Here is a 14,645-nt window from a genome sequence, read left to right as displayed (position 1 = left end):
AAGTTACCAACACTCAGGCGTATTATTGTCGCCATTCGGCCCTTTTTGACCGTTGCTCTCTATCCAGAGTGTTTTACAACCGGCTGGAACATTGATTCCTTCTTGCGCCTCTAGACGATATGTCAAACCCGACTCTGTCAGTCGTATCAAGGGATAAACACCATCAGGTGACGCTTTCGTTTCAAAGCATTCTTCTTTATAAATATAATTCGAGGTATAACAGCGTTCCATTACTAAAGCAGCCTGCATAAGGCCGGACTTACCGTCAGTGAGACGACTACGCTCCACATAGCTAGCATAATTCGGGTAGGCAATGGTCGCGAAGATGCCAATTATCGCGACCACAACCAGCAATTCGATCAAAGTAAAACCACGCTGGCCGTTCTGGAAAAAATGGCCAGTAATTAAATCAGAAACATTAGACACGTAGCTCTGCTCCTGTATTAGTTGGCTCATACATCCAGTATGTCGCAAACTAATACGCTTTGCATCACGAAGCCTAAGATCAGCTGCTGGCGATCACCTTCTCACGCAACTCTTTTGGCATAGAAAAAGTAATGGTTTCTTCGCGGCCTTGTAACTCTTCGGGCACAGCAGCGCCCATGGTTTGAAGCTTGCTAATCACGCCTTTCACCAGCACTTCAGGGGCACTGGCACCTGCAGTAACGCCGATACGGCCCACATTTTCAAGCCACTGGGGATCAATCTGTTCGGCATTGTCGATCAGGTAGGCGGGTGTGCCCATCCGCTCAGAGAGCTCTCTTAAGCGGTTCGAGTTTGAGCTATTGGGGCTACCGACCACTAATAACAAATCACTCTGGGCGGCTAACTCACGCACGGCATCTTGGCGGTTTTGCGTGGCGTAGCAGATATCATCATTGCGTGGCCCTTGAATCTCGGAAAACTTGTCGCGCAGCGCATCGATCACTTTGGCGGTGTCATCCATTGAGAGCGTGGTTTGCGTTACGAAGGCAAGCTTGGAGGGATCACGCACTTCCAGTTTAGCAACGTCTTTTTCGTCCTCGACCAAGTAGATACACCCGCCGTGGGAGGTATCGTAACGCCCCATGGTACCTTCAACTTCCGGGTGGCCTTCATGACCAATCAGAATGCACTCCTGCCCACGTTTGGCGTAGCGCAGCACTTCCAGGTGCACCTTGGTCACTAGCGGGCAGGTGGCATCAAATACCTTCAACCCCCGCCGCTCGGCATCGGCTTGCACCGCACGGGAAACACCGTGGGCAGAGAAAATGACAATGACGTCATCCGGCACTTCATCCAGCTCTTCAACGAACACAGCACCGCGGGCGCGCAGTGTCTCGACCACAAAGCGGTTATGGACAACCTCGTGGCGCACATAAATAGGCGGGCCAAAGACATCCAGTGCGCGATTGACGATATCAATCGCACGATCCACACCGGCACAAAAACCGCGCGGGTTGGCCAATTTAATTTCGATAGGCTGTGGTTGCTGCGTGCTTGTCATAAGAGCGCCTTGATGCGACGTAGCATCTGCTTAATGAGTGTTCACCGGCTTAACGTCCAGTACTTCTACTTCAAACGTAAGCGTACGGCCTGCTAACGGGTGGTTGAAATCCACCTCAATACGATCACCGTCAATGGTTTTGACCACGCCTGGCAATTCCGTTCCCGCTTTATCGGCAAACGACATCACCATGCCAATTTCCGGGGGCTCGTCACCAAAATCTGCCCGCTTCAGGGTCTGAATATTTTGCGGGTTATGCTGACCGAAAGCATGTTCTGGGGTGATCTGAAATGTCCCCTCTTGGCCCGCGGCCATGCCTTTAATCGGATGCTCAAAACCGGGCGGCAGGTTGCCATCGCCAACTTCGAAGGTGGCCGGTGCTTTGTCTTTGGTGGAGTCCACCAACGTGCCGTCTTCCAGCTTTAAGGTGAAGTGCAGCGTCACTTCCATGCCGTCATCGATCAGATAGTCGCTCATAGCAGTTCTCAATAGTCAGTTGTTCTCAACGTTCAATTAATGGGAAGTTTCGGCTACTTTTTTGCGCCGCCGTTCGCCCATAATGGATTCCCAGATTAAAGCGACAGCCCCTAGGGTAATCGCAATATCCGCCACATTAAACGCCGGGTAGTACCACCCAGCGGCGTGGAAAGAGAGAAAATCGACCACATAGCCATGCACCAAGCGGTCATAGAGATTGCCCAGCGCACCGCCGATAATCAATGGCAACGCTATCGCCAATAGCTTTTCGTCATGCTTGATGCGTGTGAGCCAAATGGTTAAGCCTACCGTTGCGCCAATCGCAATAAGGGCGAAGAACCAGCGCTGCCAGCCGGGGTGAGTGGCTAAAAAGCTGAACGCCGCGCCGGTGTTGTGCAGCAGCGTCAGGTTAAAGAACGGCAACACTTCGACCGGCTGAGCATAGCCGAGCTGGCTGCTGGCCACGTATTTAGTGGCCAAATCCAGTACGATCACCGCCACCGCTAACCATAGCCAGCGCAGCGGCCGATGCATCGTCGGCCGTGCGTTGGTATCAGGCGTGTTTCCTTCTTTAAGCATAATATCGAATCTCGCCGCTGCCTTCAGGTAGGTTGCTGATACAGCGCCCACATAAATCAGGGTGCTCAGCATGCGTGCCTACATCCGGGCGATGGTGCCAGCAGCGCTCGCACTTGGTGTTGTCGCTGGCTTTGACGGCGACTTTAAGCCCCTCTAGTTCCGTCGCTTCTGCATCGCCTGCATCAGTCAGGGGTTTAAGCGTAACTTCGCTTGTCAGCATCACAAACCGCAGCTCATCGCCCAGTTTAGTCAGCGTCGCCTGAAGCTCGTCGCTTACATACAGCGTCACTTCGGCCGCCAGGCTGCCTTTGATCACTTTGGCATTACGGGCATCTTCCAGGCACTTATTGACCGAGTGCTTGACCTCCAGCACCTGTTCCCAGAACGCACGGCCCAAATCAGCGCCCTCTTCCAGCGTGCCAAGGTCAGTGTAGTAGGTCTCAAGCAACACGCTGTCGCCACGCTTGCCGGGGATGTTCTCGTGAATCTCTTCTGCGGTGAAGGAGAGAATCGGCGCGATCCAGCGGCTCAGCGCTTCCACCACGTGATAGAGCGCGGTTTGCGCACTGCGGCGCGCCAGCGAATCGGTTTGCGTGGTGTATTGGCGGTCCTTGATGACGTCTAAATAGAAGCCACCCAGCTCCCGGGCACAGAAACCGTGCACCTGCTGATAAACATCCAGGAAGCGGTACTCTTCATAGGCTTTTTCAATGCGCGCCTGAAGCTGAGCCGCACGATCCACGACCCACTGGTCCAGCGCCAGCATATCGCCAAACGCCACTTGGTTTTTGTCTGGATCAAACCCGTTAAGGTTTGAAAGCAGGAAGCGCGCGGTGTTCCGAATCCGCCGATACACATCGGAGGTGCGCTTCAAAATCTCGTCCGAGACGGCCATTTCGCCAGAGTAATCGGTGGAGGCGACCCATAGGCGCAGAATATCGCCACCCAGCTTATCCATCACTTCCTGGGGCGCAACCACGTTGCCCAGCGACTTGGACTGCTTACGGCCCTGAGAATCAACTGTAAAGCCGTGGGTCAGCAGTTGACGATACGGCGGATGCCCGTCAATCGCTGAGCCTGTCAGCAGCGACGAGTGGAACCAACCACGGTGCTGGTCAGAGCCTTCCAGGTACAGATCCGCCCGCGGGCCGCTTTCATGGCCGTGCGGGTGCGAGCCGCGCAGTACGTGGCGGTGGGTGGTGCCGGAGTCAAACCAGACATCGAGTGTATCGGTGACTTTATCGTAATCCGCCGCTTCCGCGCCCAGCAGCTCAGCAGGGTCGAGCTTGAACCAAGCATCGATGCCTTCTTGCTCAACGCGCTTGGCCGCTTCTTCCATCAAGCCAACGGTGCGCGGGTGCAGCTCGCCGGTTTGCTTGTGTAGGAAGAACGGGATCGGTACGCCCCAGTTACGCTGGCGGGAGATACACCAGTCTGGGCGGTTGGCGATCATGCTGTGCAGACGCGCTTGCCCCCAAGCAGGCGTAAACGCCGTGGCTTCGATGCCTTCCAGGGCACGCTCGCGCAGGGTTTTGCCGTCTTTACCTTGAATATCCATACCCACAAACCACTGTGCCGTGGCACGGTAGATCACCGGCGTTTTGTGCCGCCAGCAGTGCATGTAGCTGTGTTTGATAGGAATGTGCGCCATCAGCGCACCGACTTCGCTTAGTTTTTCGACGATATGAGGGTTGGCTTTCCAAATCATCTGGCCGCCGAAGAACGGCAGGTCGTCAACGTACACGCCGTTGCCCTGCACCGGGTTGAGCATGTCGTCGAACTCCATGCCATGCTCGCGGCAGGTGATAAAGTCATCCATACCGTAAGAAGGCGCGGAGTGAACAATGCCGGTGCTGCCGACTTCAGACTCGACGTACTCCGCCAGATATACCGGCGAGAGGCGGTCATAGAACGGGTGGCGGAAATTGATCAGGTCAAGATTCTTGCCTTGCGTGGTAGCAATGACTTCACCCTGCAAATCAAAGCGCTCTAAGCAGCTTTCCACCAGCTCTTCGGCCAGCAGCAGCAGGCGCTCGCCGGTATCCACCAGCGCGTAGGTAAATTCCGGGTGAACGTTAAGCGCTTGGTTAGCTGGAATGGTCCACGGCGTGGTGGTCCAGATGACGACCGCTGCGGGCTTACTCAGTTCGCTTAAGCCAAACGCTGCGGCAAGCTTGTCGGCGTCTTCCACTGGGAAGGCGACGTCGATGGCGTCAGATTTCTTATCGGCGTACTCAACTTCGGCTTCCGCCAGCGCCGAGCCACAGTCAAAGCACCAGTTAACCGGCTTCAAGCCTTTGAACACATAGCCTGCTTCGACCATGTCCGCCAGCGCGCGAATCTCACCCGCTTCGTTGGCGAAATCCATGGTGCGATACGGGTGATCCCAATCACCAATAATGCCCAAACGCACAAAGTCGGCCAACTGCGTTTCGATTTGCGCACCGGCGTATTCACGGCACAGCTCGCGAGCGTGTTCCGGCGCCAAGTGCTTGCCATGGGTAGTTTCTACCTTGTGCTCAATGGGCAAACCGTGGCAGTCCCAACCCGGCACATAAGGAGCATCAAAACCGGCTAAATTCTTAGACTTAACGATGATATCTTTAAGAATTTTATTAACGGCGTGACCGATATGAATACTGCCGTTGGCGTAAGGAGGGCCATCGTGCAGTACAAACAGCGGCGCACCTGCGCGCGCTTCACGCAGGCGCTGGTAAATGTTCATATCTTGCCACTGGGAAACCCGTCCTGGCTCTTGCTTTGGCAGCATGCCGCGCATGGGGAAGTCAGTTTCAGGCAAATTCAGCGTGTGCTTGTAATCCATAGTCCGGTCAGCCGTCGTTAGCATCAGCGGAATTTCCCGCCGAAGATGAATCAGAAGAAGCGGTCTCACGCCCAAGCGGGGCCGAGGCCAGCGGAAGAGAATAGTCGTGATTGGCCACTGCCGCCGAAAAATAGTGGCGAGCACGGGCTTGGTCACGTTCAATTTGCGCTTTCAGCGCGTCAAGGCCGTCAAACTTGACCTCGCCCCGCAGTCGCGTACAGGGGTATACCGTCATACGTTGGCCGTAAAGATCACCGGAGAAATCGAACAGGTGCACCTCAAGGGTCGGCCGTTTTGAGCCCACCGTCGGACGAAAGCCAACATTGGCAACACCCTGGTGGCGTTCACCATCTTCAAGCTCAGCGACTACCGCAAAGACACCCCGCAGCGTTAACGGTTGGGGCAGCAGCGGCAAGTTGGCGGTGGGTACGCCAAGCGTGCGCCCCAACTGCTGGTCACGCACCACACGGCCATGCAACGAATAGGGGCGGCCCAGCAAACGCGCCGCGGCGGAAAAATTGCCACTGGCAAGCAAAGTGCGCACCCGCGTACTGGAAACCCGCTCGTCATCCACGGTAAACGTGCGCGTGTGCTCGACGCCAAACCCCTGCTCGCGCCCTACTTCCGCCAGCAGCGCAAAGTCACCGCGACGATCACAGCCAAAACGGAAATCATCACCCACCACCAAATGCTTAACGCCGAGCCCATCAATCAATACCTGATCGATAAACTCGCGCCCCGTCAGGCTGCGCAGCGTATCGTTAAACGGCAGCACCAGCACTTGTTCCGCGCCAAAATCACGCAGTAAGCGCACTTTTTCACGCAGGCGGGTTAACCGCGGCGGTGCTTGGTCACCGGCAAAAAATTCGCGCGGCTGGGGCTCGAACACCACCACTGTCAGCGGCACACTCCAGCGTGCGGCATGTTCACGGCACTGCTGAAGAATGGCCTGATGGCCGCGATGCACACCATCGAAGTTACCGATAGTCGCAACGCAGCCACGATGAGCCGCTTTCAAGTTGTGCAGACCTCGAATGACGCGCATGGCACCTCAGCCGTTGGGAGGACAAAGCCTCAATTATAACGAACCCGCACGCCAGGGTGCAGCGTTATGAGTGCATTTTAAGATGACGGATGCGTAAACCTAATGCTGCCAGCCACGCGAAGTAGAGTGAACCGCCCATTACCACCAGCCCAGTCACCCAGCTTATCCGCTGCCACAGGCCAAAGGAGAGCCACGCTTGCCAGTCCGGCGCCACAAAATAGAGTGCCGCACACATTAACCCACTGCCCCCGATTAGCTGTACCGAATAACGCTTCCAGCCCGGCTGAAACACTAGCACACCCTGCTTATGCAGCAGATAACCCAGCAGGCCAGCGTTCAAGAAGGCTGACAGCGCGGTGGCTAACGCCAACCCGGCATGCGCCAGCGGCCAAATTAGCAGCAGGTTAAGCACCATATTAGCGACCATGGCGATAATGCCTACCTTTACCGGGGTTTTGGTGTCTTGACGGGCAAAAAAGCCCGGTGCCAATACTTTGATCAGCATAAAGGCTACCAAACCGAAGGCGTAAGCGCGCAGGCTCATCGCCGCCATTTGGATGTCGTTGTCAGTCATCGCGCCGTAATGGAATAGCGTGATTAACAGCGGCTCGGCCAACACCGCCAGCGCTAGCGCCGCGGGCAAGCCTAACAGCAACACAATGCGAATAGCCCAATCGAGCATCGCAGCAAAGTGCTCTTTGGACTGGTCAGCATGTCGCTTGGAAAGCGCTGGCAAAATCACCGTACCAATCGCCACGCCAAACACGCCTAGCGGCAGTTCTACCAACCGGTCAGAGTAATAGAGCCACGACACGCTACCCGCCGCTAGCAACGAAGCCAAGACCGTATCCAACAGCAGATTAATTTGCGATACCGACACCCCAAACAGCGCAGGCCCCATCAATTTCAGTATGCGCCGTACGCCCTCGTGGGCAAAGTTTGGCCAGGGCGTGGGCATCAGCCCCAAGCGCAGTAAAAATGGCACCTGAAAAACCAGCTGCGCAGCCCCGGCGATCAGCACACCCCAAGCCAGCGCCATGGCGGGCTCTTCCATTAGCGGCATTAAAAATAGCGCCGCACCAATCAGCGAAAGGTTAAGCAGCACCGGGGTAAACGCAGGCACCGCAAAGCGGTTCCAGGTATTCAGCACGCTACCGGCAAACGCGGTAAGCGAAATCAGCAATAAATAGGGAAACGTTAAGCGCAGCATATCCGCGGTCAGCGCTAGCTTTTCTGGTTCACTGCCAAACCCGGGGGCAAACACCCAAATCAACCACGGCGCGCAGAGCATTGCCACGGCAGTAATCAGCGCCAGCACTGCCGTTAAGCTACCCGCGGTCGCATTCAGTAGCGCACGTATCTCCTCCCGATTACGCTGGGTGGAGTACTCCGAAAGCACCGGCACGAAGGCTTGATTGAACGCCCCTTCAGCAAATAGACGGCGCAAAAAATTAGGGATCTTAAACGCCACGAAAAACGCATCGGCGCCATCCCCTGCCCCTAATAAGGTAGCGATAACCACGTCGCGCGCCAGCCCCATCACCCTCGACAGCATCGTCATCGTACTGACGACGAGGCCCGAGCGCATTAGCCCGCGGCGGGCTATGGCGGTGTTTGAGGAAGTGTTGGGAGCTTTCTTCGCTGTCATAAGCTATCCACAAAAACCATCCAGAAAAATCATTCAGACACAAAAAAACCGGCCGCAGCCGGTTTTTTTATGGCGCCTGCCGGCTTACGCCGCCAGTGCCTTAATACGCTTGTTCAAACGGCTCTTCAGGCGAGCTGCTTTCTTCTTGGACAGCACGTCTTTGTCTGCAATACGGTCAACGACCGGCTGCATGGCCTTGAACTCTTCCATTGCCTTAGCGTGGTCGCCGGTGCTGATCGCTTTCACTACACGCTTGATGTAGGTGCGGACCATGCTGCGCTGGCTGGATTTCAGGACGCGACGGTTCTCGGCCTGGCGGGCGCGCTTGCGAGCTTGCTTGCTGTTCGCCACAGGGTATCTCCTTGGAGAATAAAGGTTGCCGAAAAAACGGCAACGAAATTAAATATGTGTTTGTCGGCTGCGCTATGACAGCACGACGTTCCGCAACATGACACTTCTCTAACAACTAGCTGATCAGGTCTATAACAACCAGTTGATTTGGCAGGCTTTTCACCCTACCAAAACGTATAACAGGCAGTTAAATCGAGCTGCCCATTCACGGGTCTGTCTGAGAGGATGGCATAGTCTATCACGCACCATGCGCGCTTGCTAGCCGTTGTCAATGGCCCTTGACCGAGAATCCCAAGGTCGATGGGGTGATTTATGGATTCAAGCACGGCTTATTTTTGCACGCCAATTAAATTTTTCTGTTTTTTTATATATTTAAAGAGACATGTTCCGTACAAAAAGCATCATTAAAAAATGATTAAAGGCAGACACAAAACAACCTTAGCGTTACACTCTGAAGAGCACCATCGTGCTAGTCAATTAAAACTAGAAAATCTAGTATTAAGCGCTTTCCAGACTTGCCTAAGTAGCTATGCAAAAGTTATCGAGTAATTTTTTCCGTAAGAATTGCATACGTTTTTGACCGAGTCACAAAGCTTATCGAACGAACTGTAGGCTGTTAGCGGTAGCCACCGGTATTTGATTTCACGCCAAAGGATTTCGATCAGGTTCAGTTCCGGTGAATAAGGCGACAAATACACCAAGTGAATGCGATGCGCCATCCAATCGACAATTTTGCGCTGAAATGCCTTGGAATGGTGCATTCTGGCATTATCTAGAACAACGACGGCGAATGCGTCAGGGTCTTTATGTGCTGCAAACTGATCAAAGGCTTCTATAACGATCTCACTTGTTACTGACTCGGTGGTCATATGGTGAAAGAATTCACCTTTTCTAGTGAGAAAGCCCAGCACATTCAGCCGTTTACTATGTGAGTACGCAGTCACTTCCCAGGGCTTTGCTATCGGGCTCCATGCATAGGGAAGTGACGATGATTGTGAGAAACCCGCTTCATCGAAGAAATAGAGATCGCACTCGCCATCATCCTCCCATTCCTTCAGCACATTGATCATCCTTTGTGTATTGCGGAAATCCGTTTCATCACGCTGTGAAGTCAATGAACGGCGTACTCGCTTACAGCTATAGCCTTTTTTTTAACGCGCGACGCAATGTGTCCTGGCTGACGACTTTGCCTGTCTTATCTTGAAACCTAGCATGGAGGACTGGCAATTGATGCGGATGCTCTTCCACCAACTGCTGCAACACCGAAAGATCGTTTTCGCTGAGAAGATTGGGGCGTCCGTCTCGAGGCTTGTCCTGAAGACCTTCAATACCGTCTGCTTCCCATTGGGATAACCAGGTCGATACTGTATCGCGCTTCACACCGATAATATCGCGAATCTGGTTTATCGTATGACCCTTGTGGTTAAGTAGAATCGCGTGAGCCCGACGACGTAATGCTCTCTTTTCGCCGTACTGGTAGGCCTCATTTAAAATACGTTGCTGGTCAGGTGTTAAAGATACGAAGCGTAAGCGCCGAGACATGGATAGTCCTCTCTGCTTGAGTCTTATCTTTATACACTAAAATTTATGCAGAATCACTTAGCTGCCTCCTTGAGCACCACGTTGATCGATTTGCAACGTTCAACCAGCTCCATAAAAACAAGCTAATACAATTAATTCTAAAGCTACTGCATGGCACGCCTTAAAAAGCAGTCGCATCTTATTACTTTTTAAAGTGGGGAAAATGAAAAACATACGCGTTCAACATAGCTTAACGGCTGCCATGGCGCTCTTAATACTGATGGTTATAATTATCAGCACATTAGCAATTTCGGCGTCACGCAATAGCTTAAGTGATATTAATGAGCTTACCGAGCTCAGCGCGGACCAAGTCAACACGGCTAACCGCATGGAATAGTTAAAATAGCGCGGCGTCCACTCAGTGGCCGCCGCTACCGAAGCTTTCGAGCCTAAATTATGGTAATGGTTAGCCAACGCCTATTTTATGACAAACTTGTGACACGGATTAACTTGTGAAAAGAGTCTTCATGGCAAACATTAAGGAGAGTATTGCAAACAATTATAACGTACAGGATGTACCTCACGCTTTGCAGGCGCGCCATCACGCGCTATTTACCCATCATCCCGATGCCATATTTGAGCTGAGCCTTGATGGCATTATCGAGCACTGTAATTCAGCCGCAGCGCATATCACCGGTATCGCCAATGAGCACTTAACCGGTAACGCTTTTTTTCAGTTGCTCCATATCGACGCTCTCGAAGAGGCAAAAGCTGCCTTTAACGCCACCTTAAAAGGGCACCATCAAAGCTATCAAGCGCTTAGTATCAACAATCATCACCATGCCAGTCAGCTTGAAGTCACCCATGTGCCGATTATCGTCGATGAGCGAATGATAGGCGTCTATGCTATTTGCCGTGATATTACTCAGCGCAAACAGGATGAAAACGAGTTACGACTGTTAAAACGGGGGATTGAAGCCAGCCCCAACGGCGTGGTAATGGCAGATGCCACCCAGCCCCACTTACCGCTAGTGTATGTAAACAGTGCGTTCACCGACATTACCGGTTATAGCGCTGAAGAAGCACTTGGCCACAGCTGTCGTTTTTTACAGGGCGAAGATTCCAACCCGGAAGCTGTTGAAGAGATTCGCCGCGGCCTCACTCAACATCAAGACGTGCAAGTACTGCTACGTAACTACCGCCGCGACGGCAGCCTGTTTTGGAACCAGTTATCGATTAGCCCCGTGTTTAGCGAGACGGGCGTATGTACGCATTTTATCGGCATACAACAAGACATTACACGTCAGCGAGAGCAGGAAGCGCGGATTGCTTATCAAGCAGCGCACGACCCACTCACCGGGCTCCCTAACCTTGGGGCGCTACAAACACGCCTGGAGCATGCGCTACAAAGCTGTGAAGCGCGGGGCCATGAACTGGCGCTGCTTCATATCGATTTAGACGACTTTAAGCCGATTAATGATGCGTTTGGCCATGGAGTAGGAGACCAGTTACTTAAAACCGTAGCGCAACGCTTACTAGATACCGTGACAGCGGGCGTTAGTGTGGCCCGCCTCTCTAGCGATGAGTTTGTGGTACTGCTAGCCCCTTCCCAAGGCGAACAAGAAGTGATTGCTCTCACGAACCGTTTATTAGTGGTTCTTGCTCAGCCGTTTACACTCTATCAATATAGCCTGCATATCAGCGCCAGCATTGGTATCGCCTCAAATAAAGGCAGTGCCACCCAGACGCATGACCTACTTCACCATGCTAGCCTCGCGATGGAAGACGCCAAGCGCCAAGGGCGTAACACATGGCAATGGTACTGCGGTGACGCCATCGACAATGTCGCCGAACATGTTGTTATCAGACGAGAGTTACAAGAAGCCATACAAGCTGAGCAATTTGAAGCGTATTATCAACCCATTGTGGATGCCGCTAGCGGCGACATTAAAAGTGTGGAAACGCTGATACGCTGGCACCATCCCACCAAAGGCCTTGTTTCACCGGGTGTGTTTATGCCGATTGCCGAGCAAACGGGGCAAATTATTGCCATTGGTCGCTGGGTATTGGATCGCGCCTGTCATGATATTGCGACCCTTAATGCTGGCCGTGAGCGCCCCCTGGCGGTGGCGGTCAATATTTCGCCAATGCAGTTCCGGCGCACTGGCTTTATGAATGAAATTAAAGCTGCGCTTCACGCTAGCGGCCTCCCCCCTGCCTTACTGGAACTAGAGGTAACGGAAGGCACGCTAATGACGAATACCGAACAGGCTGTTGCGCTACTCAACGAAGTACGCGACCTGGGCATTAGCGTTGCGTTGGATGACTTCGGCACTGGTTTTTCGAGTCTTAGCTATTTACGCGACCTCCCCATCAGCAAGGTAAAACTCGACATTCTATTTATTCGAGGCATTTCACAAAACACTAAAAATGCCGCCATCGTTCAAGGCGTGATTACCATGGCGCACCATTTAAACTTAACGGTAGTCGCCGAAGGCATTGAAACACGTGAAGAGCAAAGGGATCTGCAGCAACGCCAATGCGACCTGTTGCAAGGGTTCTATTTCTCCAAACCCCTGCCGTTTGAGATGTTAAAACGCTTGCCACGAACGCTTACGCCACCTTAGAAAGTGGCTGATAAAACTTTCCCTATAAACGCCACACCTAATTTCTAAACAGAAAAACAGGCTGCCGCATCCAGGCCGCCTATTCCAGACAGGAAATGCTGCCGTGCCACTGCGCCGCCTACACACTCGCCTACTGCTAGCTGTGAGTATACCGTTGATCCTAGTTTCAACGACGCTGCTGCCTGTTCTCCATGTGCATATGGAAACACGGCTCAATAGCCTGAGCGCCGAAGCCGATGCCCTCTTAAAAGTAGGGCAAGAAGCGTTAACCCGCGATATCAATGAAAGCCTTAACTACGCGCTTGCCATTGCTGAAATGCCTGGACTAAGGCGCTACCTAGCAGCGCAAAGTTTAACGACACTAACTGACCAGCAATATTCACTTAGCGATTTATCCCAGCTTTCTAATTTCTTAACGACCTTAATCAGCCACAACTCTCGTTACACCAAGCTAGTCCTGATTGATAACCAGGGGCGCGAAGTGCTGCGTGCCCCCAGAAGCATTGAAACTGGACCACGGATATCGGGCAACCTTCATGTCAATACTGACTACTTCATAGAAGCATCCAAACTATTACCACGCGACCTGTATATCTCACCGCCGGGCCATAACCTGCAGTTCGAGCTCTTTGGGCGCGATGTGATTCCAGTGGTCAACGTTTCCACCCCAGTGTTTGATGCCACCGGCGAACGCCGTGGCGTGGTACTTTTGAGCCTTAATTGGGATTACCTGACGGACGCCTTGCGCCAAGCCATGCTGCTTGACCAGAACGCCAATACGCTCTTGGTCGATGCCCAAGGCAAATGGCTGCTGAATGAAGGTATCGAATCAATAGATACAGCGAGTTTTGGTGGCAACTTTGCTGCGCTTTCCCCTCACTACTGGCAAGCCATGCAGCAGCGCAGTGAAGGCGACGTCATAGTAGACAACCACCTACTGCGCTTTCAAACCGAAGATATACGCACCCAGCGCTACCGTAGCTTGGCAGGTACTATTTATAGCGACAACGCCTCCCATCCGTGGAAACTGGGGGTCACGCTCCCACGCCCTACCTGGTTCTCACTGTTTAAAGAAGAGGCCACTGTCCTCTGGTTTCTGTTGCTGACTTACGGCGTTACCGTGGCATTTGGGTTATTTTGGGCCTTCAGCAGCCAACGCCAACGGGAATTACGCCAAGCCGCTCAGCGCCATGCCTATGAAGTCAGTGATTTATATGAAAATGCCCCCTGCGGCTATCACTCGATTGATAAGTCCGGTCTCGTGGTCAAAATGAACCGAACCGAACTTGCCTGGCTAGGTTACTCTGCCAAGGAAGTGATTGGTCATATCAATTATCGAGAGTTGATTACACCAGAAACACGCGAGCAGTTTGAAAAAGCCTTCCAAAACGTGAAAGACAACCAACCTGGCAGCGCAGAATGCAGCTTACTCACGCGTAACGGCGAGCCTCGTCACGTGATGATTCAAGGCTCTGCCTACACGCGCAATGGCCGTTTTGTGCATTCCCGAGCGATGGTGTTTGATCTTACCGAGCGTAAACAGCTTGAAGAAAAACTACGTGCGCAAGCCATGACCGACCCCCTAACGGGCGTGTTTAACCGGCGCTACTTACAAGCCCAAGCGACCATCGAGATGTCACGGGCACGGCGCCAAAATCATCCCATAGCGCTTATCACCATAGATATTGACCACTTTAAACACATCAACGATGAGTATGGCCACGACATTGGCGATGAAATACTGAAAAACTTTACGCAAATAGTCAGCGACCTGCTTCGCCAAGAAGACTTACTGTGCCGGGTTGGGGGTGAAGAGTTTGCGGTGTTACTCCCCAACACCGCTATTGAGCAGGCTCAGCAGGTGGCAGAGCGAATTCGTGCCTCTATTGAAGAGGCGACTACCTTGGTTGAATATGAAGGTACGCAACAAGCGCTAAAAATCACCGCATCACTGGGGGTAACCTCTGTTCGCGACCAAGAAAAATCGTTAAAGCCGGCGCTTAAAAGAGCGGATATAGGGCTCTATGAAGCGAAAGAAAACGGCCGTAATCAGTTCATCATTCACACGCAATAGCGCTTGCACACAG

General features: G+C 52.9%; 11 protein-coding genes. 2 read left to right on the top strand and 9 right to left on the bottom strand.

What is annotated here, in order from left to right:
* Window positions 1-3: 3 nt before the first annotated feature.
* The 9 genes from KO116_RS26175 to KO116_RS24510 all read right to left on the bottom strand — a co-directional run bounded on the left by KO116_RS26175 (window position 4) and on the right by KO116_RS24510 (window position 9,952).
* On the bottom strand, window positions 4-426 hold the full coding sequence (locus tag KO116_RS26175; protein ID WP_052703726.1) for a type IV pilin protein: 423 nt from the start codon (window positions 424-426) through the stop codon (window positions 4-6).
* Window positions 427-505: 79 nt separating this feature from the next.
* The gene (gene ispH, locus KO116_RS04425; protein ID WP_035561565.1) at window positions 506-1,486 is read right to left on the bottom strand and encodes a 4-hydroxy-3-methylbut-2-enyl diphosphate reductase; all 981 of its coding nucleotides are present in this window, start codon (window positions 1,484-1,486) and stop codon (window positions 506-508) included.
* Between the two features lie 30 nt (window positions 1,487-1,516).
* Complete coding sequence (fkpB, locus tag KO116_RS04420; RefSeq protein WP_035561562.1) at window positions 1,517-1,963, bottom strand: FKBP-type peptidyl-prolyl cis-trans isomerase; 447 nt, start codon at window positions 1,961-1,963, stop codon at window positions 1,517-1,519.
* A gap of 36 nt (window positions 1,964-1,999) precedes the next feature.
* Entirely contained in the window at window positions 2,000-2,542 is a 543-nt protein-coding gene (gene lspA / locus KO116_RS04415) for a signal peptidase II (RefSeq protein WP_035561560.1), read from the bottom strand.
* Entirely contained in the window at window positions 2,535-5,390 is a 2,856-nt protein-coding gene (gene ileS / locus KO116_RS04410) for an isoleucine--tRNA ligase (protein ID WP_035561557.1), read from the bottom strand. The genes lspA and ileS overlap by 8 nt, the downstream gene beginning before the upstream one ends.
* Window positions 5,374-6,411 (bottom strand): bifunctional riboflavin kinase/FAD synthetase, encoded by a 1,038-nt coding sequence (gene ribF, locus KO116_RS04405; protein WP_035561554.1) that lies wholly within the window; start codon window positions 6,409-6,411, stop codon window positions 5,374-5,376. The genes ileS and ribF overlap by 17 nt, the downstream gene beginning before the upstream one ends.
* A 64-nt stretch (window positions 6,412-6,475) precedes the next feature.
* Complete coding sequence (gene murJ / locus KO116_RS04400; protein WP_035561552.1) at window positions 6,476-8,059, bottom strand: murein biosynthesis integral membrane protein MurJ; 1,584 nt, start codon at window positions 8,057-8,059, stop codon at window positions 6,476-6,478.
* 84 nt (window positions 8,060-8,143) lie between these two features.
* Window positions 8,144-8,410 carry a 30S ribosomal protein S20 gene (gene rpsT / locus KO116_RS04395; protein WP_008959243.1) on the bottom strand — a complete coding sequence of 89 codons (267 nt, stop codon included), beginning with the start codon at window positions 8,408-8,410 and terminating at the stop codon, window positions 8,144-8,146.
* Window positions 8,411-8,937: 527 nt separating this feature from the next.
* Window positions 8,938-9,952, bottom strand: a protein-coding gene (locus tag KO116_RS24510; RefSeq protein ID WP_144408560.1) for an IS630 family transposase whose coding sequence is annotated in 2 segments (ribosomal slippage) — window positions 8,938-9,553 and window positions 9,552-9,952 — 1,017 coding nt in all. Because the reading frame shifts where the segments join, the coding sequence is not laid out codon by codon here.
* Between the two features lie 506 nt (window positions 9,953-10,458).
* Here KO116_RS24510 and KO116_RS04380 point away from each other — a divergent pair.
* Complete coding sequence (locus KO116_RS04380) at window positions 10,459-12,558, top strand: putative bifunctional diguanylate cyclase/phosphodiesterase (RefSeq protein ID WP_045812072.1); 2,100 nt, start codon at window positions 10,459-10,461, stop codon at window positions 12,556-12,558.
* 103 nt (window positions 12,559-12,661) lie between these two features.
* Entirely contained in the window at window positions 12,662-14,632 is a 1,971-nt protein-coding gene (locus KO116_RS04375) for a sensor domain-containing diguanylate cyclase (protein WP_035561542.1), read from the top strand.
* Window positions 14,633-14,645: the final 13 nt, after the last annotated feature.

Origin of the sequence: Halomonas sp. KO116, assembly GCF_000734975.2 — a bacterium.
Taxonomy (GTDB): Bacteria; Pseudomonadota; Gammaproteobacteria; order Pseudomonadales; family Halomonadaceae; genus Vreelandella; species Vreelandella glaciei.
The sequence above is the reverse complement of the archived record's forward strand: the minus strand, read 5'-3'. Positions and strand labels throughout refer to the sequence as shown.

Excerpts from the sequence above, each read along its gene's own strand:
- ispH (WP_035561565.1), bottom strand. The coding sequence starts at position 1,486 with ATGACAAGCACGCAGCAACCACAGCCTATCGAAATTAAATTGGCCAAC.
- fkpB (WP_035561562.1), bottom strand. The coding sequence starts at position 1,963 with ATGAGCGACTATCTGATCGATGACGGCATGGAAGTGACGCTGCACTTC.
- lspA (WP_035561560.1), bottom strand. The coding sequence starts at position 2,542 with ATGCTTAAAGAAGGAAACACGCCTGATACCAACGCACGGCCGACGATG.
- ileS (WP_035561557.1), bottom strand. The coding sequence starts at position 5,390 with ATGCTAACGACGGCTGACCGGACTATGGATTACAAGCACACGCTGAAT.
- ribF (WP_035561554.1), bottom strand. The coding sequence starts at position 6,411 with ATGCGCGTCATTCGAGGTCTGCACAACTTGAAAGCGGCTCATCGTGGC.
- murJ (WP_035561552.1), bottom strand. The coding sequence starts at position 8,059 with ATGACAGCGAAGAAAGCTCCCAACACTTCCTCAAACACCGCCATAGCC.
- KO116_RS04380 (WP_045812072.1), top strand. The coding sequence starts at position 10,459 with ATGGCAAACATTAAGGAGAGTATTGCAAACAATTATAACGTACAGGAT.